We start from the raw sequence: 24,884 nt of genomic DNA, 5'->3' as shown, positions 1-24,884 counted from the left end.
GACAAAAATAGAGAGAAGTGACAGAGCGAGTGCCGATAGGGTTCATCATGGTGTGCTCTCGACGCGTCACCAAGAGAAAGCACCATCGCCCCCAATAGAGGGCGCATTTATTCAGAAAGGGAATATTCCATACACTTTACTAACAACACAACGTCGTTATGTCTTTCGCCAACGGTTTCGGCGACCCGGTTTGATTGCAGCGATTCTCTTGCTTGCTTCCGGTAGCAATTGAACTTCAGGGGCAAAATAACGGCCTTGACCACCACTTACGCCAAGGTCAATCAAGGTATGCCATTCTTTTTTCGTTTCTACGCCAACAGCAATAACCTTGGTGGTCGAATCACCACAAGCACCCACCATACTGCGGACAAACAGCTGGTTTTCATCTCTTTGATCGATTTTCTTAATCAAGCTGCGGTGTAGTTTTAAGTAGTCGACTTTAAGGTCTTTAATGTAATGCGTACTAACAATCGAGCGCCCTGCTTGACCAACAATGACGGTACAACCTAACCCCGATAACATCCTAATCACCGGACGAATATAATCCAAATGTTGGATGACTCTTGCTTCAGAAAACTCAAACGCCAACTGTTGTCTCTGCGCGATGGGCAATTGAAGCAGCTCATCTCTAAACCATTTAAAGTGGCGTTTATGAGCAAACGGAACCACATATAAATTTATCGAAATCGGTAATATTGCCTTTCCTTGCTTAATGTTACGAATCACTTTGTTCAAGACTGAACGGTCCAAGTTGGACTCGTAACCCACCTGAATAAGCGCGGAATGAAAACGGGAGGCTTTCACCACGCCACGCTCAGGGTCTTCAATTCGAGCAAATAGCTCACGGTGCAGAACTTGTAGATCTTTTCCCTTTTCGTAGAGATAACAAGGCTGGGAAAAGATCAGTAAATTTTCAGGCAACAGCGCTTTATCAAATAAGGTTCGCCAACGCACACTGCCACGCTCATCCATCGTTTGTGTTTGTTTACTGTAGCGGCTCCAGTTGTTCGCCTTCTGCAGCTGGGCGCTTTTCAGTGCTGTCTCAGCCTCTTCCATAATTCGGCCTTGGCGCTCAGATTCCGCATACATGCTGACCCCAATGTGACACCAATTGTCTTCATCCAGAGGCAATGGTGGTGTCACCTTGGCTAACTGACGTAAGCACTGATTAGCAAGCGTAGCGACATCTTTTGCACTTTGATGGGGGATAAATACCGCAAAATCGGCATCAAAATAACGAGAGAAAATGGCATCAGGGTATTTTTGTACCGCATTAGACAGTACCTCACCGACCTCAATTAAGAAGTCATCAGAAACCGCCTTACTGTTGTGCTCAGTCACCTGATCCCAATCCTCGATACGAAACAGCATCACGCCACCTTGTGCGCCACTTTCTAGCAGAGCTGACTCAAGCTTACTGTCGAAAAGCATTCGGTTTGCACTGCCTGTCAAAGGGTCGAGGAAAGTTTGAGTACGAATAAACGTATCAAAGCGACTGCGCTCTTGCCTAGCATCTTGCAATTCTTCGATCAGAATATCGAGTGCTTCACTCGCGGTATACGGCCATTCACGTAAGTCTCCCTTCGCGTATTGCTCAACGCGGCCCCCTAAGATCATTCGACCACGCTCTTCAAGCAACTCTGAACCAATCAGCTGTAGCCGTAGCCACTTCACACCTTGCATTAAACAAAAGACGATTAGCCCAAACGCTAACGTCACTGACCACATCGCCTCTAAAGAATAACGAACACCAAGGTAAGGAGGCAGCGCGGTAAAACTAATGGTGTAGCCGTCATTGCGTTCTAACGTGTAGGTTCTTTGATAGATGATCGTACGATCAATCATAGGGGAGGTATTTTTGTAGCGGTAAACCACACTTCGACAGATGAAGAAAGCTGCATCTCAATAATGTTGCTTGCCTGCAACATTTTTGGCATCCAACGTTGCATCATATAAGCGGCATCAGGATCTTCAAGTTCCTTATCAATAACTTTAACGATGCCCGACAGGTGATGATTAAGATACTCTTGTCCCATTTTTTTTATCGACAATGTGCCACCGACAAACAAAATAAAAACCGCACTGAGTACAATCACGGTCACAAAGGCAACCAAGCGAGTGCTTAATTTAAGGGTGGGAGTTTGTCTCATAAATGTTCAAGTCCTTTTTGACCCATTTATCCTCTCTTAATCATAAGAGAAATATGCGCGTTATCCATCAATCATCACTTTGCCACACGGATAAACAACTGAGTACGCTAACTGATTGTTATATCAAATTTACTCAACAGGGTTAAGCTTCATCCAATGCCCAGACTCTAATAATTGCTCTAACTCTAATAAACGAAAAAAACCGCGATTACTCGCGGTTTTTTCAATTCGAGCAGCAAGTAGAATATCTACTCGCAAGAACGGCCGATTTAGAACGGGATATCGTCATCAAAATCCATTGGCGGTTCATTGTACTGTGGCTGTTGTTGCGCAGGTTTTTGCTGTGCTGGCTGCTGTTGCGCAGACTGCTGCTGAACCGACTGTTGTGGCTGACCCCAACCTTGCTGAGGCTGTTGAGATTGCTGCTGCATACCACCTTGGTTCATGCCGCCCTGCTGCATTGGAGCACCGCCACCTTGACGACCACCAAGCATTTGCATCACGCCATTAAAGCCTTGTACAACCACTTCTGTTGTATAACGGTCTTGACCACTTTGATCTTGCCATTTACGAGTCTGTAGTTGACCTTCAATATAAACTTGAGAGCCTTTACGCAAATATTCACCAGCAACTTCTGCCAGCTTTCCAAACAAAGCAACACGATGCCACTCTGTTTTTTCACGCTGTTCACCTGTTGCTTTATCTCGCCAAGATTCTGACGTTGCGATTGTGATATTCGCTACCGCACCACCGTTTGGCATGTAACGAATTTCTGGGTCGTTACCTAAGTTACCCACTAGAATGACTTTGTTTACTCCACGGCTTGCCATGTTTTGCTCCGTAACCACAATAGATATTTTAAATTTAGCACAATAGGATAACACGATACTTCATTTCGACAACAGCGCTTAATGAATCAATCCAATGATAGGGATCAAGCTCTAATTCTTGAACTGACCACCATCACCGACAACATAAGATTTATATCAGTTACTTAGATTTTTTAACTGAGTCTCAAATGTATCCTTCCGGTCTAGAACCTAACTCCGATACTCGTCAGCATGCATAAAAACAATCGGACTAAGTCATTCTTATGAGAAAAAATAGCTACAAACGCATCATCCAGCATGTGGCACTAAGCACGAGTTCGCCCGATCCTCTTGTGGAACAACTTTCCAAGTTAAGTATCAATGCCATCGATGTTATTCAACCGGAAGCCCTGATGGTGGCGAGAGACAAAGTGCGTAACCGAATATTACTGTTTGATTACCACGCCTCGCTGGACATCTTCCAGCAAGTACTTAACCTCCCTTTAGTGAGTAAGCACTTTGAAACCATTTTAATCAACGTTCCGCATAGACTCACCACGGAAACGATCCTGCGCTACGGCAACATTAAAGGTTTATTTTATAGCCATGAATCGCCAGAGAAGATCGTCAAAGGCTTTGATGAAATCATTAATGGCAAAAACTGGTTACCTCGGGATGTTTCGAGCCAATTATTACATCACTATCGACACGTTGTGTCCGCCAATACGTCTCCAGCAGTGGTTGACCTAACCGCTCGCGAAATTGATATCCTGCGCAGTCTGCAATCAGGCGCGACGAATATGCAAATGGCTGAAGATCTATTCATTACCGAATCCACCGTAAAATCACATCTTTATCAGATATTTAGAAAACTGTCGGTTAAAAACCGCTTACAAGCTATTGCATGGGCAAACCAACACTTACTCTCTTAACGAAGTCAATAATTGCCATCACAAAACATCGAAAAATCAATCATGAAAGACACACCGACCCAACTTAGGATAAGGCTGTTATCTGGATTTAATTAGCGGTAGACTAGCGGCAGAATATTCGTCAGTAACGCAAACTAAAGACTATAAAGATAAAGGGTTTTATCATGATTAAAAAGTGCCTATTCCCAGCAGCTGGGTACGGAACTCGTTTTCTTCCAGCAACAAAGTCAATGCCAAAAGAAATGATGCCAGTGGTGAACAAGCCGCTTATTGAATACGGTGTCGAAGAAGCGATTCAAGCAGGTATGGATGGAATGTGCATTGTGACGGGTCGTGGTAAACACTCGATCATGGATCACTTTGATAAAAACTATGAGCTAGAACATCAGATTAGCGGCACCAACAAAGAAGAGCTGCTGGTTGAGATCCGCGATATCATCGATTCTGCGCAATTTACCTATGTTCGCCAACGTGAAATGAAAGGCCTAGGCCATGCTATTTTAACGGGCCGTGAGCTCATCGGCGATGAACCTTTTGCCGTCGTGCTAGCCGATGATCTTTGCGTCAACGAAGAACAAGGGGTACTTGCGCAAATGGTTGCCCTGTACAAGCAATTTCGTTGTTCAATTGTTGCTGTTCAAGAAGTTCCAGACAATGAAACTCACAAATACGGTGTCATTTCTGGTGAAATGATCAAAGACGATCTATTCCGCGTTGACGACATGGTTGAAAAACCAGAGGCGGGTACCGCACCTAGCAATCTTGCCATCATTGGTCGTTACATTCTTACTCCGGATATCTTTGAGCTTATCGAGCAAACAGAACCAGGCAAAGGTGGCGAAGTTCAAATCACCGACGCCCTACTAAAACAAGCAAAATCTGGTTGTGTCCTTGCGTATAAATTTAAAGGCCAACGCTTTGACTGTGGTAGTGTCGAAGGTTACATTGAAGCAACAAACTACTGTTTCGAAAACCTATATCTAAAAGACGAAAAAACCTCTGAGCTAGGCAAACACGCAACAAAGAAAGCCTAATTACGCTCGACAACCGCTCCCCATTAACGCCACTTTCTCTTAGAAACGTGGCGTTTTTATTTCTCCCCAGCCCTTCTATATTACCCTGTTTTTTTATCCAGTATTTCTTTGCACAAACTTCACACTATGTAATACTTATCGCACTACGTATTACATGAGTGGCAACAATGGATAAGATCGAAGTTAGGGGTGCTCGAACCCATAACCTAAAAAACGTCAGCCTGACGATTCCTCGCGATAAACTCACCGTGATTACCGGCCTTTCTGGTTCAGGTAAGTCATCGCTAGCATTCGATACCCTTTACGCAGAAGGGCAAAGGCGCTATGTGGAGTCATTATCGGCTTACGCGAGACAGTTCTTATCTTTAATGGAAAAGCCTGACGTCGACCATATTGAAGGGCTATCGCCCGCGATTTCCATTGAGCAAAAATCCACCTCTCATAACCCACGCTCAACCGTCGGTACTATTACTGAAGTCTACGATTATCTGCGTCTTCTATACGCACGTGTCGGCGAGCCCCGTTGTCCCGAGCATAAAACGCCATTGGCTGCACAAACCGTTAGCCAAATGGTCGATAAAGTACTTGAGCTGCCAGAAGGCTCTAAAATGATGTTGCTTGCGCCTATCGTGAAAGAACGAAAAGGGGAGCACGTTAAAACGCTAGAGAACCTCGCCGCCCAAGGTTTTATTCGCGCAAGGATCGATGGCGAGACCTGCGATCTTTCCGATCCACCAACACTTGAACTGCATAAAAAACACACCATTGAAGTCGTCGTCGATCGCTTTAAAGTACGTGATAATCTTCAGCAAAGACTGGCAGAATCCTTTGAAACGGCATTAGAACTCTCTGGTGGCATTGTCGCGGTGGGTTGGATGGATGACTCCGAAAAAGAAGACATCATATTTTCGGCTAACTTTGCCTGCCCGTACTGTGGTTACAGCCTGCAAGAGCTTGAACCAAGACTGTTCTCTTTCAATAACCCTGCTGGCGCGTGCCACACGTGTGATGGACTTGGCGTACAACAGTACTTTGACCCTGCCCGCGTGATTCAAGACGAAACCATCAGTATTGCTGAAGGGGCAATACGAGGCTGGGATCAAAAGAATTACTATTATTTCCAAATGCTATCGTCGCTGGCCAAGCATTACGATTTTGACCTTTTCGTACCCTTTAAATCCTTACCTAAGAAAATTAAAGATGTGGTATTAAAAGGCTCTGGCCGAACAGAAATTGAATTTAATTATGTCAACGACCGTGGCGATATCCGAGTTAAGCGTCATCCGTTTGAAGGGATCCTTAATACCCTTGAGCGTCGCTACCGTGACACTGAATCAAACTCGGTTCGCGAGGATCTGACCAAGTATATTTCCACTAAATCCTGCTCATCTTGTGGCGGCACTCGCTTAAAAGAAGAAGCTCGAAATGTCTTTATCCAAGACACGACGTTGCCCGAAATTGTCGAAATGAGCATCAGCGATTCAATGGCGTTTTTCCGCTCATTAAGCTTAGAAGGTCAACGTGCTCAAATCGCCGATAAAGTGATGAAAGAGATTAATGACCGACTTCAGTTCTTAATTAATGTCGGCCTCAATTACTTGAACTTATCACGCAGTGCCGAGACATTATCCGGTGGCGAAGCGCAGCGAATTCGACTCGCCAGCCAAATCGGCGCAGGACTGGTTGGTGTGATGTACGTACTGGATGAACCGTCTATCGGTCTTCACCAACGAGACAATGAGCGCTTACTCGATACTTTGATCCACTTACGAGATTTAGGCAACACCGTACTAGTCGTTGAGCACGATGAAGATGCCATTCGTACCGCTGACCATGTCATCGATATTGGCCCTGGCGCTGGCGTACACGGTGGGTCAATTGTGGCGGAAGGAACGATTGATGACATTCTGGCATCCGAGGCATCGTTAACAGGGCAATATCTAAGTGGTAAGCGTGAAATATCAATACCAAAGCAACGCACACCTGTTGACCCTAAAAAACTCGTCACCTTATCCGGTGCGACGGGCAACAACCTGAAGAATGTGGATTTAACGATCCCTGTCGGCTTATTCACCTGTATTACTGGTGTATCAGGTTCGGGGAAGTCCACCCTTATCAATGACACCTTCTTTAAGATTGCTCATACGCAACTTAACGGCGCGACGACCGCAGAGCCGTCGCCTTACAAGAAGATCGAAGGCTTGGAGCACTTTGATAAAGTTATCGATATCGACCAAAGCCCAATAGGCCGAACGCCACGCTCTAACCCGGCGACGTATACTGGCATATTTACGCCAATTCGTGAGCTTTTCGCGGGAACTCAAGAATCTCGCTCTCGTGGCTATAAGCCAGGTCGCTTTAGTTTTAACGTCCGAGGCGGCCGTTGTGAAGCGTGCCAAGGGGATGGGGTCATTAAAGTTGAAATGCACTTCCTACCCGATGTTTATGTCCCTTGCGATGTTTGTAAAGGTAAGCGTTATAACCGTGAAACACTCGAGATCCGCTACAAAGGCAAGACGATAGACGAAGTATTACAAATGACCGTCGAAGATGCTCGCGCTTACTTTGATCCTGTGCCTGTTATCGCACGTAAGTTGCAAACACTGATGGATGTTGGGTTGTCTTACATTCGCCTAGGCCAAGCGGCGACAACGCTCTCAGGCGGTGAAGCGCAACGCGTCAAACTGGCTCGTGAGCTTTCTAAACGCGATACGGGCAAAACACTCTATATCTTGGATGAACCAACCACCGGTTTGCACTTCCATGATATTGAGTTGCTGCTTTCTGTCCTTCACCGCTTACGCGATCATGGCAACAGCGTGGTGGTGATTGAACATAACTTGGATGTCGTTAAAACGGCTGACTGGGTGATTGATTTAGGGCCTGAAGGCGGTCAAGGCGGTGGCGAAATTATTGCTGAGGGCACACCAGAAGAAGTGGCAAAAGTCGACGGATCACACACAGCTAGATTTTTAAAACCCATGCTGAGCACTAAAGCTAAGTAATACATATGCGCCTTGCTGGTAGCCTTCATACTTGCGAGGCGATTTATACTTCTAAGAAGTCCCATGGCTTCTTAGGTTAAAGTTGCGGGCTTAAAACTAGGTTAGTTATTAAAAACTATGCTAAAAAGGTAAATTGATCCCTATTACCTTGAGTGCCTACCCTGTGAGGCACTCATTTTCCCTTAGATATAGTGAAACAACATCAACGATGGCAACCACATTAATTAATGGCACGGAGTTAGGCGTAAGCCTCACTCGTCCACCGTTAAACCGAAAGTTCCTTACTGTGATGGCACTGCTCTATCTCATCGCCATGCATTTTTTCTGGCCGAACCCCGGTGGTGTCGGTCTTGCGCTGTCGTTTAACAATACGGCTTGGGTAGCATTTAGTCTGGCGTTTGCCATTGGTTTATACCAAATGGGCAGCAACCAGTACTTACGATTTAGCAAACTTACCATTGGCTTGCTGGTATCGTGCGTGTTTTTAACCCTACCGCTGATTTATAGCCAGCCGGATTTTACCAATGTGCTACCACGCTTCATTACGTTGTGGGGCGGCTTTTTATTTTTTGTATTACTTCAACAATTCCAATTCACTAATAAACAGAAGCAGCGCCTCCTTTGGTTAGTGGTTCTCGCCTGTTTGATTGAAGCGCTGATTGGTTACGTCCAGCTTTTTTACTTACCAAGTGACAATATTTTCGGTTACGACACCAAGCTAAACCGCCCTTATGGCATCTTTCAGCAACCCAATGTCATGGCCAGCTTCCTTGCCACTGGCTTAGTCATATCGGGGTATTTATTGGCCCGTCAAAAGCACAAGTACCATCGCCGTATTAGTGACGTTTCATTATTGTACGTCACACCGATTATCCTGATTCCATTACTCATTTCGTTAGCGTCCAGAACAGGCTGGTTAGGCGCCAGTATTGGCGTACTTTTTTTGGTCCCTTATCTGTATCGCCATTCAACTCGTAAGCGCTTCCGAGGTTGGACTCTCGCAAACTTAACCGGTGTCGCACTGGGTATGGTGTTACTGTTTTCTGGTCATGGCAATCAAACACTTGTGGAAGACAAAGCTCAACTGCACGACATTCGTCCTACGCTATTTAGTCAATCCATTGATATGTTGATTGAAAAGCCGTTTACGGGGTATGGACTGGGTAAGTTTGAATCACAATACATGTTGTATACCGCGCGCCAACATCAACTTAATGACCGATTTGAACCCGGTCTCCCTGCGCTCGATCACCCACATAATGAGCTGCTTTACTGGGGAGTTGAGGGGGGCGTCGTCACGATTCTGGGTATTTTATTGGCGGCGGGGTTTGTCTTGAGCCGCATCTATACCTCTAAGCCGGGTACCCGACTGGCGATCTTCGCCCTCTTTATTCCTCTGGTGCTGCACACTCAGCTTGAATACCCTTTCTATCACTCTTTGATTCACTGGATAACGTTTATCGTTCTTATCTACTGGGTGGATCAACGAGGTTCACAACTCAAACAAACGTCATTCTCTCGCATCACAAAAACCTCGCTGCGTGTTATGTCGCTTGTTATTCCAATTGTAACAACGCTTTATATGGGCGCAGCTCTGCATACGAATTATGTGCTGACCAAGTTTGAACAAACCACACCAGCTGACCCTGACATTCTTCAGCAAGTGAGTAACCCTGTCGTGTGGAAAGACCGATACGATTGGGACGTGTACAGCACCTACTTAAAAATAGGCTTAAGTACCCAGCAACCGCAACACATTCAGCCGTATATTGATTGGTCTGTCGATATCATAAAACGTAAGCCACGACCGGCGTTTTATCAAAATTTGATTTTAGCGTATGACGCCATTGGGGATAGCAGTCGAGCCTTACAGGTGCTGACTGAAGCTGAGTATTTATTTCCAAATGAGACCTTTACGACCGAGTATTCGCTAGGAAACAGCCTTGCGGTCTCTTCTGGTGCATTAGAGGCCTCAAGCGCTCAATAACATACATCGTTAGTTGCCACATCGCTGGTGCTTAATCGAGTCATCGCTTATTGCTAGCGACTCTACTGACAAAAGGCCGCGCGCTCACAGCGGCCTTTCCTTGAAGGGGGGCTAAACAATAAGCGTCTAACCGATAGACTTTTCGTTGATATCGCCCAATTAATATGGCCGTAACTGGACGAGTCCCTAACCTCCCCACTCATACAACGCAGGAATATCAATCAGTTCATTATCGAAACGAATCGTCACTAACTGCGGCGTGATCTCAACAATCTGGATATTATTAAGCCGATCGCCTTCTCTTAACTCCTGACCATTAATCTTAATCCAACGACGCTGAGAATCTGAAGAATACATATGGGTTTGCAAATTCAATGGCGGTAATCGGCCTTGATATTTACTGATATTCTCCTCTAGCGAGATATGACTCGATGATGCTGTACTCTGTTGATCAATTTTATTCATCGCTGACGCCACTTTACGAGCGATATCAGGGTCAAGTCCGCTCAAATCTAAGTTGTCCAACGTAAACGGTTCATCTGATGAAGGCTGCTCTAATAATGGGGCGTCAGCAGTATTTTTCTCTACCGTCTGCACCTCGGTTACGTAAGCTTCTGAAGGTTTTTGGCTGTAGTGAATAGGCGCAACCTTTTTTTCTGGTGGCACTTTCAACACCCCAAAATCAGGGTATGCCAATGCGACATAGTCCGCAGAGAGCTGTGCTTCACTGTGCGATTGGGACACTTGTTCAATAGTAGGCAATTTTACTGCGCCGCGACTTTCAGAAGCCATCGCAGTCGGCATGCCCATTGCTACCATCAAAGACACTGAAACGGCAGCCCTCGTGAAATTCATAGACATACTAGCTTTCCTCCCCGACAAGCTTCCCGCTTAAAGAAGGCGCATCGACCTGAGTTAATAGTTCCAGTTTCTGTAAGGTATTACGTCCGGCGATCCCATCAACGTCCATCTTCTGCCAACGTTGAAACACTTCCACTTTACGCTGTAATTGCTGGTCAAACACATCACTCCCCGAAGGGCGACTGCCGAGCACCTGAGAAAGCTTTTCATCCAATAGTCGCACCGCTTCCCCTTGCTGATTTAACCGTAGCGTGCTGGTTAGCGCGCGTTGCCAAATAAAGTAGAACTCCCCGGTCCATAAACTCTCAAGGGTGGCGATAGGGATTTGAAAACGCTCGGCTCCATTAAGTAGCTCTGCATGGGTCTGGGAAAGCTTATACAACACAACAAAACTCTCCTTGCCATCAAAATACATTGGCATCACTACCGGTAGGTTCGTCGACGCGACCTGCTGCAATGTCCCTAAGCGCTTTTGACAAATAAACAAACTGTTACTTTCGCTCTCGCACATACCGTCAAGCACGCTCGCTTGATAGCCCCACACGTTATAAAGCTCTTGTATCGCGGCGACCTTATCCTGCCTCAAAAACACCGACTGAAGCAGCGCTTCTGAATACGGTTGTGGCTCTGCAACAGGGGCTGATGCTATCTGCTCTTGCACCGCAGAACTCTCTAGCTGTGCGTGACGATTATCATTTTCAAGGCTTGTGGATGATTGACTCGCCTGCAGCGCCGTCATCACATCCGCTCCTTTAAAGTACATCAACGATGCAAGCGCAACGCCGATCGTCGCTAAGGCGACGTAACTGGCGATAGGCCGCCATCGGAATGCGATCTTTTGTGAGGAATGATCACTGGCAGCATTTGCAAAACCTGGCGCTTGAAAAGACAAAATATCTTCACTGGCTTTTTGTGCCAACGATTTTGAAACCTCCTTTTGACCTGAATGATAAGCGTACTGCAATGACTTATCACCAATGAGGTTAATCAGTCTTGGGATCCCCTGACTGGCACGGTTAATCACCGATGCTGCGCCTTTTGAAAATAGACTCGCTTCTCCACCAGCCATCGACAAACGAAACTCAATATATTGACGAGTTTCCCCTTCTGTCAGCGGTAGCAGGTGATAGCGCCCGGTAATGCGCTGAGCGAGTTGACGTAATTGCGTGGTACGCAGCTTATCTTGCAGCTCTGGCTGCCCGATAAGTAGTACCTTTAGCAATTTACGGTCATCCGTCTCTAAATTAGTTAAAAGCCTTAACTGCTCAAGAACGTCTGCAGATAAGTGCTGAGCTTCATCAATGACGACTAAGGTGTTGATCCCTTGCTCTTCGTTTTGTTGCAGGTAACGATAAATAGCCTGACTCAGCTGCTTTAAAGAGGCACTTTCTGGATAAACAATCGCAAACTCATCACAGATCGCTTCTAGTAAATCTTGGCTCGAAAAAGTGGGATTGAGGATAAGACCTGACGCCGTTTTGTCGTCAAGCGCTGCCAGCATGGCTTTAGCAACGGTGGTTTTTCCAGTTCCAACTTCCCCCGTCAACATAGCAAACCCTCCACCTTGGCCTAATCCGGCCTGGAGGTGTTGCATGGCTTCACGGTGTCGTTGACTGAGAAACAGATAACGAGAGCTAGGCACTATCGAAAACGGTACCTCATGAAAACCAAAAAAATCCTTATACATTCTCTCGTCCTTACATTATGACAAAAAGCAAAGTACCATTGAGCTCAATGAATGCCAACGGCAAAGTATGAAAAAGGGGAGCCAATTTGCAAGTCTATCTTGTCGGTGGTGCAGTGCGCGATCAATTACTCAAGCTTGATGTCTATGATAAAGATTGGGTTGTGGTCGGCGCCACACCAGAACAAATGCTTAATGCGGGTTTTCAAGCCGTTGGTAAAGACTTTCCTGTCTTCCTACACCCAAAGAACAAACAAGAGCATGCGCTTGCTCGTACAGAGCGAAAATCCGGGCATGGCTACACGGGTTTTGAGTGCTTTTCTTCCCCCGATGTGACATTAGAGGAAGACCTGCAACGTCGTGATCTCACCATTAATGCCATGGCACAAAACCAACAGGGCGATATCATCGATCCTTACCAAGGGCGCCTAGACCTTGAACAGCGTGTATTGCGCCATGTTTCACCTGCATTTGTCGACGATCCGTTACGAGTACTACGCGTCGCTCGCTTTGCAGCGAAGTTAGCACACTTAGGTTTTACCGTCGCGCCAGAAACCTTGTCTTTGATGCAGCGCATTGTCGATGATGGTGAACTCGCACACCTAACGCCAGAGCGGGTTTGGCAAGAGTGGCACAAGTCACTATCCGCGCCGCACCCAGAGGTTTTTCTTGATATCCTGCGACAGTGTGGCGCACTCAAGGTTGTATTACCTGAGATTGATGCTCTATTTGGCGTCCCACAACCAGAAAAATGGCATCCGGAAATAGATACTGGCATCCACACGTTATTAGTGGCTCAACAAGCGAGTAAATTGAGTACGGAGACGACCATTCGTTTTGCAGCTCAAGTTCACGATTTAGGCAAGGGCGTCACACCTCGCGACGAATGGCCAAGCCATAAACTGCACTGCCACACTGGACAAAAGCTGATTAAACAGCTGTGCCAACGCGTTCGAGTGCCAAATGAATACCGAGACCTTGCTCTCGCCGTGTGTGCTCAGCACTCTAATATCCACCGTGCGCATGAGCTTAAACCCGCGACTTTTGTGAAAATATTTTCGCAACTGGATGTATGGCGAAAACCTAGCAAAACTTGCGCAAGTTTTATTGTGTTGTGAAGCTGACCATAGAGGGAGAAAAGGTCTTGAAAACCAGCCTTACCGACAAGCAGAAAGAGTAAAGCAAGCCTATCACGCCGCCATTAACGTGAATGTACAAACAATCATTGCTGATGGCTTTAAAGGCCAAGCAATTAGAGAAGAGCTAGAGAAGCGCAAAACAAGCGCCATTGCTGAAGCGCTAAGAAGCTAAGAAGCTAAGAATAAACATCATCTATACCGACCAAATCGTCGATCTTGAGTCGCCATGAACGCTGGCAACCTAATGACTAGGTGCCAGCAATATCATGCCTGATTAACTCATCAGCAAAAATGCAAACAGTCCCACACCTAACAGTAATCGATAGATGACAAACGGCATCATTCCCATGCGAGAAATGAGCTTCAAGAAATAGTGAATGCAGATATAAGCACTGATAAACGAGACCACGATGCCCGTTAACAAGTAGCCCGCATGTATCGGTTCAGAGCCTGTCACCAATTTCAAACCTAAGTAAGCGCCCGCTAAGGTAATAATAGGGATCGACATTAAAAACGAGAATCGAGCCGCCGCTTCGCGAGTAAAACCTAAATATAAAGCCGCTGTAATTGTCGCTCCTGAGCGTGACGTACCCGGAATGATCGCCATCGCTTGAGCAAGACCAATAAACAAGGCTTTTTTCCAGCCCGCTTGGTACTCATCCGCATTTTGTTTGGCATGCTTGTCTACCCACCATAATAACAAACCAAAGATAATCGTGGTGGTGGCAATCACGTAGGCACTACGTAGATACAATTCGATGAGATCTTTCATCAGTAAGCCAAAGATACAAGCTGGGATCGTCGCTAAGACAATCATCCATGCCAACTTTGATTCCTTACTGCGTTCGCCCTTAAAGATCGAAGCAAACAACGCCCGAAATAAAGTCACCACTTCTTTTCTAAAATAGATAACCACGGCGGCTAACGTACCCACATGCACCGCAACATCAAAAGCGAGCCCTTGGTCTTCCCAGCCAAGAATGGCGGAAGGTAAGATCAAATGCGCAGAACTGGAGATAGGTAAGAATTCCGTTAACCCTTGAATAAGGGCCAAAATAAAGGCTTCAAAATAACTCATTACTATTTACTACCAACTAAAATTGAAAATCGATTTTTCTAAGTGCTACCGGATCTGACATTGTCTCTAAGATCTGACCGACAGTGCGACCATCATTCGGGATCACCAAGTTCGGGTCTAGATCATACAGAGGCTGTGTGACAAATGAATATTTAAAAATATCTTCACGCGGTACAAATGGTTTCTTTTGTGTGATTTCATTTCCAAACAACAAGATATCAAGATCAATAGTGCGATCTTGAAACTTGGCGGCATCCACATCACGTCCCCACTTCACCTCGATCTCTCTTAGTGCAGCGCTGAGTTCCGTCAACGTTAATGTGGTATCCAGACGAACCACCATATTGAAAAAATCGTTGCCAGAGAAACCAAAAGATTCACAAGCGTATACTGGCGAGTAGTGCAGGTTCTTGGTGATCAGCGATAATTCATGGCACGCGGCGCGAATGTGTTTCTCACGTTGCACATTCGAACCAATACCAATAAAGGCGGTGATCATGCCTCGCCTCGTTCAATCACCACGCCTACGCCTTTGGCCTGTGCGACCGCACCAGGCTTAGTTAAACGAATCTTAACCCAAGGCACAGAGAATTGCGTTTGAATAAGAGTAGCCACTTCTTCAGCCACACGCTCAACCAACAGAAAACGCCCCGTTTCAATATGCTCAAGGACTGCAGTGCAGACTTGCGAGTAATCAAGCGCATCTTCAACATTGTCACTTTTCCCGGCTGGCGCATTATCGTGTGCCATTTCAATATCTAGAACCAACTTCTGTTTGATTTCTTGCTCCCAGTCATACACTCCGATAGTGGTAATGACTTCAAGTTGCTCGATAAATACTTTGTCCAATGCCATGATTTGTCCTTTATTAGAGGTCGGATACCCATTTGCTGGGAAAAAACGTACTATTGCCGATATGATATCAGTCCCCATTGATAATTTCTTGAGAAAAGGTATGCAATGACACCGTTAGCGCTCGCTATGATCATCATCGCTTATTTGCTCGGCTCAGTGTCGAGTGCAGTGCTGATCTGCCGTCTACTACGCCTACCTGACCCTAGAACTGTCGGCTCGCAAAACCCTGGTGCAACCAATGTACTAAGGTTGGGAGGCAAAGGTGCCGCCGTGGCGGTGTTACTCTGCGATATGCTCAAAGGCACGATCCCTGTCTGGAGTGGTTACTACTTTAATATCGACCCTGTCATTCTAGGCGTCATTGCGATTGCCGCTTGCTTGGGGCATATGTACCCATTATTTTTCCACTTCAAGGGGGGGAAAGGCGTGGCGACGGCATTGGGGGCGATTGCGCCTATTGGCTGGGATTTAACCGGGCTTATTACAGGTACTTGGCTATTGGTCGCATTGATCTTTCGCTATTCCTCGCTCGCCGCCATTACAACGGTCATGCTTGCCCCGGTTTATACCTGGATGGTCAGACCCGTCTTTACTTTTCCAGTAGCAATGCTGAGCTGCTTAATCATTTTGCGCCACCATCAAAATATTCGACGCCTGTTTGATGGAACCGAGCCAAAAGTAGGACAAAAAAAGGCACCGTAAACGGTGCCTCGTCATGCCTATCTTACTGAATTAGGCGTGCTGAGCTAAAAACTCAACAAGTTTGTTGGTCACCAATTCTGGTTGCTCTAGGTTACTAATATGTCCTGCGGCTGGGATCACCATGAGTTCACTGCCTGAAACCAAATCCTGCATCAAATAAGACTCGAGTACCGTACTTTGGCTTATCTTCTGCTCCTACCGCGATAAGGGTAGGCAGAGCAAACTTTTCAATTTCATCACATAGATCGCGTCGCCCAAAGACCATCCGCCCGATACGAGCGATCTCAACAGCCTGCTCGCCTTGCACCTTCGACAATTGAGTCGCGAACTCATCAACCAATTTAGGTGTTGTATTTTTAGCATCTTGCGCAAAAAACATGGGTACAACCGCTTCTAATATTGGCTCTGGCACCGCTCTAACTTGCGTAATGGTATCGAGCATCGCAAAGTATTTGGTATGCATAACTTCAGGTTCTAACCCAACAAACGTATCCATCATGACCAAACTTTTTACACGAGATGGTGCAAGAGCTGTCAGCTCTGCGCCCCACATACCGCCGACGGACAAACCGACAATAGAGAAGGATTCTACCTCTAACTCATCCATTAGAGCCAAAATATGTTCGGCATAGTTTGTTAGATTACGCATAGAGGCGGGCGCTGACTCTGATTCTCCATGAGACCATAAATCAGGCACAATACAGCGATAATGTTGACTCAGCACTTCAATTTGAGGGGCCCACATTTTGCTATCCCATAAATAACTATGCCCGAAAATGACAACAGGTCCGGAGCCTATATCTTGATAAGCCATCGTATGGCCATCAATAGAAAACTGCTTCATGTTTCTTTATTCCCTATGTTTTTCGCTAATGTCGTTTTCACTAATGTAACACGTTTGCTTCGTCACAGACCTTAGGCTTTTTGTTTAAAACTGTCATAAAAAAGGCCACTTACGTGACCTTATTTCTTAACGTCGCACAATGGTTATCAGCCACCTTATGCTTCGCTCGATTAGTGACTGCTCACTTGATCGGCGTTAGCTGATCAATGGGCCAGCGCGGTGTGGCTTCAACCGCCATATCAGCAACATCGCCATTTTTTAGACGTTGCATCCCCGCATAAGCAATCATCGCACCATTATCGGTACAAAACTCAGTACGTGGGTAATAAACTTCACCACCGACTTTTTTTGCTAGCGCTTCAAGCTCTTGGCGCAAAAAGGTATTGGCACTCACGCCACCCGCAATCACGATACGTTTCATGCCTGTTTGCTTTAGTGCACGCTTACATTTTATCGCCAATGTATCGCACACGGCTTCCTGAAACGCGTAGGCAATATCAGCGCGAGTCTGCTCATCATCATCGTTCGCCCTAATCGTATTCGCCGCAAACGTTTTAAGACCGGAAAAGCTCATATCCAAACCCGGCCTGTCTGTCATCGGTCGTGGGAACTTAAAGCGCCCTTTTGTCCCTTTGTCCGCAAGCTTAGACAATAAAGGTCCGCCCGGGTAATCCAACCCCATCAGCTTCGCGGTTTTATCAAAGGCTTCCCCGGCGGCATCATCAATCGACTCACCCAAGATCTTGTAGTCACCAATACCATTGACTTCAACGATCATGGTATGACCGCCAGAGACTAACAAAGCAATAAAAGGGAATTGCGGTGGGTTATCTTCTAGCATCGGTGCCAGTCAGTGCCCTTCCATATGATGCACTGGCACCGCAGGAACCCCCCAAGCGTAAGCCATACTACGGCCAATTGTCGTGCCAACCAACAACGCGCCGACCAACCCTGGACCGGAAGTATAAGCAACACCATCAAGATCCTTTGGCGTTAAATTGGCTTCGGCTAATGCCGCTTTGATCAACGGGATCGTTTTTTTAACGTGATCACGAGACGCCAATTCAGGTACGACACCTCCGTAATCAGCGTGCAATTTCACTTGGCTATAAAGTTGGTGTGAGAGTAAACCTTTTTCATCATCATAGATGGCAATACCAGTTTCATCACAAGAGGTTTCAATACCTAGAATGCGCATAATGTTCTCGACTTATTTCGAAATTGGCGCAATATTACCTCGTCATCGCGTCTCAAACAAATTTTGTACAAGACATAGGCGGAAAAGTGCTTTACAAAGCCTATCTGATCGGATTAAAATTCCGCACCATTTTTGATTTAGCTGGTTTACCGCTTAGAACTAAGGGAATCCTTAGCCCTAACAACAAAAGCACCAGCATTAATGAACAGTTAAACCCTGAGGTGAAAGGCATATGCCAGTAGTTAAAGTACGTGAAAACGAACCGTTCGACGTTGCACTACGTCGTTTCAAGCGCTCTTGCGAAAAAGCAGGTATCCTTTCTGAAGTGCGTCGTCGTGAGCACTATGAAAAACCTACTACAGTACGCAAACGCGCTAAAGCAGCTGCTCAAAAGCGTCACGCTAAGAAGCTAGCTCGCGAAAACGCACGTCGCGTTCGCCTGTACTAATAACTAGGTCCCAGTAGGAATTTAGTTATGGCTCTTATTGAACAACTCAAAGAAGAGCAAAAAATTGCGATGAAAGCCAAGGACAAAGCTCGCCTTGGCACTATTCGTTTAGCCTTGTCAGCTATTAAGCAACGTGAAGTCGACGAACGGATTACTCTGAACGACGACGACATCCTTGCTATCCTGACAAAAATGGTTAAACAACGTCGCGATTCTGTCTCTCAGTTTGAAGCTGCGAATCGTCAAGATCTAGCGGATGCAGAGAAAGCCGAAATTACCGTTCTTGAGGACTTTATGCCTCAACCACTGACGGAAGATGAAGTAACAGCACTTATTGTTAGCGCTATTGCCGAATCAGATGCAGCTGGCATGCAAGACATGGGCAAAGTAATGGGCGTGCTGAAGCCGCAAATTCAAGGCCGAGCAGACATGGGGAAAGTAAGTGGTTTAGTTCGCGCTAAACTGGCTTAGTCACCCAACCAAATTACAGCAAGCCGTGCTATCCTCTGGAGTGCACGGCTTGTTTGTATCTCAACCCTAATAAAAGGGTGATATCTTTCTTGTAAACGTTTCTTGTAAAAGGTTTTATGTCCGGAATTATTCCTCGCCACTTTATTGACGATCTATTAGCTCGACTGGATATTGTCGATATTGTTGACGCGCGTGTAAAACTGAAAAAACAAGGCAAGAACTACGGCGCATGCTGTCCCTTCCATAACGAAAAAACCCCCTCTTTAGCGTGAGCCAAGAGAAGCAGTTCTACCACTGCTTTGGCTGTGGCGTACATGGTAATGCCATTGATTTCCTTATGGAATATGACCGTCTTGAGTTTGTTGAAGCCATTGAAGATCTTGCTTCATCTATCGGGCTGGAAGTACCAAGAGAACAAAGAAACGGCAACAGCGCTTTCACCAAAGGGCCCACTGCAAACAGTGAACAAAAACGATCCTTATATGATCTTATGACCGCCATTGGGCAGTACTACAAAGATCAATTAAAAGTCTCGGCAAATAAAATTGCCATCGACTATTTAAAAGGACGTGGGCTTTCTGGTGAAATCGTTCAAAAGTTTGGTATTGGTTATGTTCCCGATGAGTGGGATAACGTACGTAAAAACTTTGGCCAACAAAAAGCCACTCAAGACATGCTTGTCTCGGGTGGTATGTTAATAGAGAACGACAAAGGCAACCGCTACGATCGCTTCCGTGGTCGTATTATGTTTCCTATCAGGGACAAACGTGGACGTGTTATCGGCTTTGGGGGACGTGTTCTCGGCAACGATACACCGAAATACCTCAACTCCCCTGAAACACCCATTTTCCATAAAGGCAAAGAACTTTACGGCCTTTACGAAGTGCTGCAAGCGTATCGAGAGCCACCTCAGATCCTCGTCGTTGAAGGCTATATGGACGTGGTCGCCCTTGCGCAATACGATGTAGATTACTCTGTCGCCTCACTTGGCACCTCCACCACTGGTGATCACCTGCAAGTTTTATTTCGCCAAACCAATACCGTTGTGTGTTGTTACGATGGTGACCGGGCAGGCCGTGATGCCGCTTGGCGTGCCCTTGAAAATGCTTTACCTCATCTAAAATCAGGCAATACATTAAAATTCCTGTTCTTGCCCGATGGTGAAGATCCGGATAGCTACGTTCGTAAATACGGTAAAGCGGCGCTTGAAGAACAAATTGCGAATGCGACGCCCCTGTCCTCTTACTTATTCGATAACCTCATTGAATTAAATAAACTCAATCTAGGATCCAATGAAGGTAAGTCTGCATTAAGAGCGCTCTCGAGTGAACTAATTAATAAGATCCCAGACGTCTACTTCCAAGAGCTATTGGAAAAACGTTTAGATGAGCGTACGGGCTTTGATAATCAATTAAGGCGAGCACGAAAAACGTCTGTAGAAACGCGACCACAACCGCAGAAAGCGATAAAACGCACCCCTATGCGTGATGTTATCGCTCTACTTTTGCAAAATCCGAGCTATGCTGAAATGGTACCGGATCTATCCACAGTGAGAGATTTATCACTTCCTGGATTAAATTTATTGGGTGAAGTGGTTGATAAATGTCAAACACACCCCCATATGACTACAGGTCAACTGCTTGAGCATTGGCGTAATACAAAAAATGAGGCGCTTCTGTCTCGTCTCGCGAGTTGGGATCTCCAGGTCGACGATGACAACCAAGAAGATGTATTTATTGACTCATTGGACAGAATACTCGCCCAATGCGTAGAACAACAAATCGAAAACCTGCAGGCTAAAGAAAGAAGCGTCGGCTTATCAGTCGATGAAAAACGGGAGCTGCTAGCCTTGATGCTAGATTTAAAAAGCGTAACCCTATTTATTTAGTCAGCAACAAATAAATTTGTTACTATTAATGGTTTGCATTTCGCATACTAAACCCTTCACTAGATCTAAGTTGGATATCGTCTATGGAGCAAAATCCGCAGTCACAGCTAAAACTGCTTGTCATCAAGGGCAAGGAACAAGGCTATCTGACCTACGCAGAAGTAAATGACCACCTACCTGAAGAGATTGTCGATTCTGAGCAGGTAGAAGATATTATTCAGATGATTAATGACATGGGTATCAAGGTAGTAGAAACTGCCCCAGATGCCGATGACCTTGCTCTGAGTGATGAACAGTCTATCACCGATGAAGACGCAGCCGAAGCGGCTGCAGCTGCACTTTCAAGCGTAGAAAGTGAAATTGGCCGCACGACTGACCCAGTCCGTATGTACATGCGTGAAATGGGTACCGTTGAGCTATTGACTCGCGAAGGCGAAATCGATATTGCTAAGCGTATCGAAGACGGTATCAACCAAGTACAAGCCTCTGTTGCTGAGTACCCTGGTACGATTCCTTACATTCTTGAGCAGTTTGATAAAGTTCAAGCAGAAGAGCTACGTCTTACTGACGTAATCTCTGGCTTCGTTGATCCAGATGACGATGGCACCACCGCTCCTACGGCGACTCATATCGGTTCAGAACTAGCAGAATCTGATCTTGAAGATGAAGACAAAGAAGGTGAAGACGACTCTGATGAAGACGACGAAGAAGAAGATGTAGGTATTGACCCAGAGCTTGCTCTAGAGAAGTTCACAGCGCTGCGCAATACTTACCAAGACCTTCAGCTTGTCATCAATGAGCATGGTTACGATAGCCCGCAAGTGGCTAAGTCGCACGGCTTGGTACAAGAAGTCTTTAGAGAGTTCCGTCTAACGCCAAAACAGTTTGATCACCTAGTGAACGAACTGCGCACGTCAATGGATCGTGTACGTACTCAAGAACGTTTGATCATGCGTCAAGCGGTTGAATACGGCAAAATGCCTAAGAAATCTTTCATTACGCTATTCACAGGTAATGAATCGAACGAAGCATGGTTAGATGAAGTTCTCGCTTCTGATAAGCCATACGCAGAAAAGATCAGACGTTACGAAAATGACATTCGTCGTTCTATCCAAAAGCTGGATATCATCGAAGAAGAAACGTCACTTTCAGTACAAAACATCAAAGACATCAGCCGTCGCATGTCTATCGGTGAAGCGAAAGCTCGTCGTGCGAAAAAAGAGATGGTTGAAGCGAACTTACGTCTAGTAATTTCGATTGCTAAGAAGTACACCAACCGTGGTCTTCAATTCTTGGATCTTATCCAAGAAGGTAACATCGGTTTGATGAAAGCCGTTGATAAATTTGAATACCGTCGTGGTTACAAGTTCTCGACATACGCAACATGGTGGATTCGTCAAGCAATCACTCGTTCAATCGCCGACCAAGCGCGTACGATCCGTATTCCAGTTCACATGATCGAAACGATCAACAAACTGAATCGTATCTCTCGTCAAATGCTTCAAGAAATGGGCCGTGAGCCTCTTCCTGAAGAGTTGGCTGAACGCATGCAAATGCCTGAAGATAAAATCCGCAAGGTACTTAAAATTGCTAAAGAGCCAATCTCAATGGAGACACCAATTGGTGACGACGAAGATTCGCATCTAGGTGACTTTATCGAGGATACCACACTAGAACTGCCTCTAGACTCTGCAACAATGACGAGCCTACGAGTCGCAACAAAAGACGTTCTAGCTTGGTCTAACGCCTCGTGAAGCAAAAGTACTGCGTATGCGTTTTGGTATCGATATGAACACTGACCACACGCTTGAAGAAGTGGGCAAACAGTTCGATGTAACGCGTGAGCGTATTCGTCAAATCGAAGCAAAAGCATTGCGTAAACTGCGTCACCCTAGCCGCTCAGAAACTCTGCGTAGCTTCCTAGACGAGTAAGTCAGGTAAAAATCAAACAAAAGGTGAGCACTAGCTCACCTTTTTTGTTTCTATCGGTTTAAGTGATTAAAAAGCAAGCGCAATTAGCCCTAGTTACGTCTAGACAGCTCACCTGCCATCCCCTATAATCATTGCCCTATAAGGCCCCTTAGCTCAGTGGTTAGAGCAGTCGACTCATAATCGATTGGTCCGCAGTTCAAGTCTGCGAGGGGCCACCAAATTTTAGAAGGCTCATGGAGAAATCCATGAGCCTTTTTTATTTTTCCACGTTTATCTGAACTACTTAGCTAGCTGCCTTTCTAAACCATCAATCGTACGTGCTCTAGTGCTCCATCCAATTTCATAAAACACCCTACATTCATATCGCCAAATAGATTTTCACTAAGAATATGATTTCTCACATCAATTCGAGCTTCCAGTCCATGCAAAATATAAACTTATCATTTTCTTCTAAGTCTTTAGAATGCCCAGAAATTTAATAATCAGAACATCTATCCGCACCCCTCACTCAAAATGTGGATAGCTAAAGGGTACTAGAAATGAAAAGAACTATCACACTGGCAATCGTAACTGCACTATCCTCTTCAGCGATAGCTGATGGTTTCTATGCAGGCTTAGATCTCAAACAAGGAGACGTAAAGCCACTTAAAAATGGAAATAGCGAGATTGATGTCGCTAGTATCAACCTTGGCTACGAATTTCAGCTTGAAGAAAGCAACTGGTCTATCGCTCCTGAAGCTCGTATCGGCTTTGGCATCGGGGAAGCAAACAATCCAGGTGCACTCATCTATATTGATGGCAGCATGGAACCCGCATCTAATAAAACCAGGTCTAAATAGTTCGATTGGCCTCGCAGTCAACGCTAAATATGCTTTTGACAATGGTTTTTACCTAAGCATCGCTCCTGTTGTCACTCACGCTGAATTCAAATCTGAGTTTACCGGAGATATGACAGGTAATACCATTAGCTATCGCGATAGTGATACTCGTATCGGCGCCATTGCAGCCGCAGGATACAAGTTCAATGACTATTTTTCAGTTGAAGCAAATTACGAAGGCTATAGCGAAGTAAACTTTATGGGCTTAGGCATCAAAGCCTACTTCTAAAGTTTTGTAGCGCCCGCCTCGACAGACGCTTTTGGGACTCACTCATAGTCAATCAGTCCGCAGTTCAAGTCTGCGAGGGGCCACCAAATTTAAAGGCTTGAGAAGCGATTCGTTTCTCAAGCCTTTTTCGTTTCTGCTGAATCAGATAATGAGTCTGACTGCATGTAAATTACCTTTGAGTAGTTGCGAACTAAGAGACTCAGGTAACCAGTTACCGCGACTATCAAAGAGCATGCAGCTCTATCTCTTAAGTCACATTCGGCCATCTATTTCCCCAATCTTCACAACAGTAGTACGCCCTTCATTTACGTTTTAATACTCTATTGAGTGCTACACGCGCATGAAGCTGGTCTTTAATGAACATGCCCTTGAGAGAAGTTGATCATCGCCACTCCAACCACCACAAACAAAATTCCCGCCCAGACCATAGGATCAAGATGCTGACGATAAACGACTGTTGAGATAAGGCTCACAGCAACAATCGCTAACCCGGCCCACAGCGAATGAACAATACCTACAGGCATCCCTTTCATCGCTTGGCTTAAAAATGCAAATGCCGCTAGATGACCGACAATAACCAGTGTCGCTGGCAGGGGGTTTGACAAACTAAAACCATCGGTAGCCTTTAAGGCCACATGTGACATAGCTTCCGCCAAAACAGCTAACGCTATAAATAACCAACTCATCAAACTATTCCTATTTATTTACAACACAGTGGGGTGAATCAAGCCGTCTTCAAGCGAGCAGCAATATTCAGTCG

The 24,884-nt window shown here is 45.7% G+C and carries 16 protein-coding genes, 1 tRNA gene and 6 pseudogenes; 13 read left to right on the top strand and 10 right to left on the bottom strand.

The features are described 5' to 3' along the window. Nucleotides 1-156: 156 nt before the first annotated feature. Nucleotides 157-2,150 (bottom strand): annotated as a pseudogene (csrD, locus tag AC0L66_RS03240) (RNase E specificity factor CsrD). 269 nt (nucleotides 2,151-2,419) lie between these two features. Next, nucleotides 2,420-2,980 (bottom strand): single-stranded DNA-binding protein, encoded by a 561-nt coding sequence (locus tag AC0L66_RS03235; RefSeq protein ID WP_473568372.1) that lies wholly within the window; start codon nucleotides 2,978-2,980, stop codon nucleotides 2,420-2,422. 263 nt (nucleotides 2,981-3,243) lie between these two features. Between AC0L66_RS03235 and AC0L66_RS03230 the strand changes: the two genes are divergently transcribed. The 4 genes from AC0L66_RS03230 (at nucleotide 3,244) to AC0L66_RS03215 (ending at nucleotide 9,917) form a co-directional block, all read left to right on the top strand. After that, nucleotides 3,244-3,891, top strand: a complete 648-nt coding sequence (locus AC0L66_RS03230) for a LuxR C-terminal-related transcriptional regulator (RefSeq protein WP_265676275.1) — start codon at nucleotides 3,244-3,246, stop codon at nucleotides 3,889-3,891. Nucleotides 3,892-4,055: 164 nt separating this feature from the next. Continuing rightward, nucleotides 4,056-4,925: a UTP--glucose-1-phosphate uridylyltransferase GalU gene (gene galU / locus AC0L66_RS03225; protein ID WP_265676277.1), complete on the top strand. Its 870-nt coding sequence runs from the start codon at nucleotides 4,056-4,058 to the stop codon at nucleotides 4,923-4,925. 167 nt (nucleotides 4,926-5,092) lie between these two features. Beyond that, the gene (gene uvrA, locus AC0L66_RS03220; protein ID WP_265676279.1) at nucleotides 5,093-7,930 is read left to right on the top strand and encodes an excinuclease ABC subunit UvrA; all 2,838 of its coding nucleotides are present in this window, start codon (nucleotides 5,093-5,095) and stop codon (nucleotides 7,928-7,930) included. 208 nt (nucleotides 7,931-8,138) lie between these two features. Next, on the top strand, nucleotides 8,139-9,917 hold the full coding sequence (locus AC0L66_RS03215) for a PglL family O-oligosaccharyltransferase (RefSeq protein WP_265676281.1): 1,779 nt from the start codon (nucleotides 8,139-8,141) through the stop codon (nucleotides 9,915-9,917). Between the two features lie 186 nt (nucleotides 9,918-10,103). Here AC0L66_RS03215 and AC0L66_RS03210 read toward each other — a convergent pair whose 3' ends face one another. Then, nucleotides 10,104-10,778: a general secretion pathway protein GspB gene (locus AC0L66_RS03210; protein WP_473568369.1), complete on the bottom strand. Its 675-nt coding sequence runs from the start codon at nucleotides 10,776-10,778 to the stop codon at nucleotides 10,104-10,106. Nucleotide 10,779: 1 nt separating this feature from the next. Beyond that, nucleotides 10,780-12,465: an ExeA family protein gene (locus tag AC0L66_RS03205; protein WP_265676283.1), complete on the bottom strand. Its 1,686-nt coding sequence runs from the start codon at nucleotides 12,463-12,465 to the stop codon at nucleotides 10,780-10,782. An 86-nt stretch (nucleotides 12,466-12,551) separates the two neighbouring features. Here AC0L66_RS03205 and AC0L66_RS03200 point away from each other — a divergent pair. Next, nucleotides 12,552-13,773 (top strand): annotated as a pseudogene (locus AC0L66_RS03200) (multifunctional CCA addition/repair protein). A 102-nt stretch (nucleotides 13,774-13,875) separates the two neighbouring features. On the opposite strand, the gene AC0L66_RS03195 reads toward AC0L66_RS03200, so the two are convergent. Genes AC0L66_RS03195 through folB form a run of 3 tightly spaced genes read right to left on the bottom strand, consistent with a single transcriptional unit; the run spans nucleotide 13,876 to nucleotide 15,534 of the window. After that, nucleotides 13,876-14,679, bottom strand: coding sequence for an undecaprenyl-diphosphate phosphatase (locus AC0L66_RS03195; protein ID WP_265676286.1), 804 nt, complete (start codon nucleotides 14,677-14,679; stop codon nucleotides 13,876-13,878). Nucleotides 14,680-14,695: 16 nt separating this feature from the next. Beyond that, nucleotides 14,696-15,178: a 2-amino-4-hydroxy-6-hydroxymethyldihydropteridine diphosphokinase gene (gene folK, locus AC0L66_RS03190; RefSeq protein WP_473568367.1), complete on the bottom strand. Its 483-nt coding sequence runs from the start codon at nucleotides 15,176-15,178 to the stop codon at nucleotides 14,696-14,698. After that, nucleotides 15,175-15,534 (bottom strand): dihydroneopterin aldolase, encoded by a 360-nt coding sequence (gene folB, locus AC0L66_RS03185; protein ID WP_265676296.1) that lies wholly within the window; start codon nucleotides 15,532-15,534, stop codon nucleotides 15,175-15,177. Before folB ends, folK begins: the two co-directional genes overlap by 4 nt. A gap of 105 nt (nucleotides 15,535-15,639) precedes the next feature. Between folB and plsY the strand changes: the two genes are divergently transcribed. After that, entirely contained in the window at nucleotides 15,640-16,236 is a 597-nt protein-coding gene (gene plsY / locus AC0L66_RS03180; protein WP_265676288.1) for a glycerol-3-phosphate 1-O-acyltransferase PlsY, read from the top strand. A gap of 30 nt (nucleotides 16,237-16,266) precedes the next feature. Here the strand turns inward: plsY and AC0L66_RS03175 are convergent. Both AC0L66_RS03175 and tsaD read right to left on the bottom strand, forming a co-directional pair. Then, nucleotides 16,267-17,080 (bottom strand): annotated as a pseudogene (locus AC0L66_RS03175) (alpha/beta fold hydrolase). A 181-nt stretch (nucleotides 17,081-17,261) separates the two neighbouring features. Next, nucleotides 17,262-18,278: pseudogene (gene tsaD / locus AC0L66_RS03170) on the bottom strand (tRNA (adenosine(37)-N6)-threonylcarbamoyltransferase complex transferase subunit TsaD). Nucleotides 18,279-18,510: 232 nt separating this feature from the next. Between tsaD and rpsU the strand changes: the two are divergent. The 7 genes and pseudogenes from rpsU to AC0L66_RS03135 all read left to right on the top strand — a co-directional run bounded on the left by rpsU (nucleotide 18,511) and on the right by AC0L66_RS03135 (nucleotide 24,124). Next, the gene (gene rpsU, locus AC0L66_RS03165; RefSeq protein ID WP_001145625.1) at nucleotides 18,511-18,726 is read left to right on the top strand and encodes a 30S ribosomal protein S21; all 216 of its coding nucleotides are present in this window, start codon (nucleotides 18,511-18,513) and stop codon (nucleotides 18,724-18,726) included. A 27-nt stretch (nucleotides 18,727-18,753) separates the two neighbouring features. After that, complete coding sequence (locus tag AC0L66_RS03160; RefSeq protein WP_265676290.1) at nucleotides 18,754-19,197, top strand: GatB/YqeY domain-containing protein; 444 nt, start codon at nucleotides 18,754-18,756, stop codon at nucleotides 19,195-19,197. Between the two features lie 116 nt (nucleotides 19,198-19,313). After that, nucleotides 19,314-21,085 (top strand): annotated as a pseudogene (dnaG, locus tag AC0L66_RS03155) (DNA primase). Nucleotides 21,086-21,168: 83 nt separating this feature from the next. Beyond that, a pseudogene (rpoD, locus tag AC0L66_RS03150) lies at nucleotides 21,169-23,017 on the top strand (RNA polymerase sigma factor RpoD). 142 nt (nucleotides 23,018-23,159) lie between these two features. After that, a tRNA-Ile gene (locus AC0L66_RS03145) sits at nucleotides 23,160-23,235 on the top strand. A 321-nt stretch (nucleotides 23,236-23,556) separates the two neighbouring features. Then, the gene (locus AC0L66_RS03140; RefSeq protein WP_473568365.1) at nucleotides 23,557-23,856 is read left to right on the top strand and encodes a hypothetical protein; all 300 of its coding nucleotides are present in this window, start codon (nucleotides 23,557-23,559) and stop codon (nucleotides 23,854-23,856) included. Next, nucleotides 23,795-24,124 (top strand): hypothetical protein, encoded by a 330-nt coding sequence (locus AC0L66_RS03135; RefSeq protein WP_473568363.1) that lies wholly within the window; start codon nucleotides 23,795-23,797, stop codon nucleotides 24,122-24,124. The genes AC0L66_RS03140 and AC0L66_RS03135 overlap by 62 nt, the downstream gene beginning before the upstream one ends. 353 nt (nucleotides 24,125-24,477) lie before the next feature. On the opposite strand, the gene AC0L66_RS03130 is transcribed toward AC0L66_RS03135, so the two are convergent. After that, on the bottom strand, nucleotides 24,478-24,810 hold the full coding sequence (locus tag AC0L66_RS03130) for a DMT family transporter (RefSeq protein ID WP_265676292.1): 333 nt from the start codon (nucleotides 24,808-24,810) through the stop codon (nucleotides 24,478-24,480). Between the last annotated feature and the right edge of the window lie 74 nt (nucleotides 24,811-24,884).

It is taken from the genome of Vibrio sp. GJ43-1 (assembly GCF_055808835.1).
This window is presented reverse-complemented; position numbering and strand designations above follow the sequence as displayed.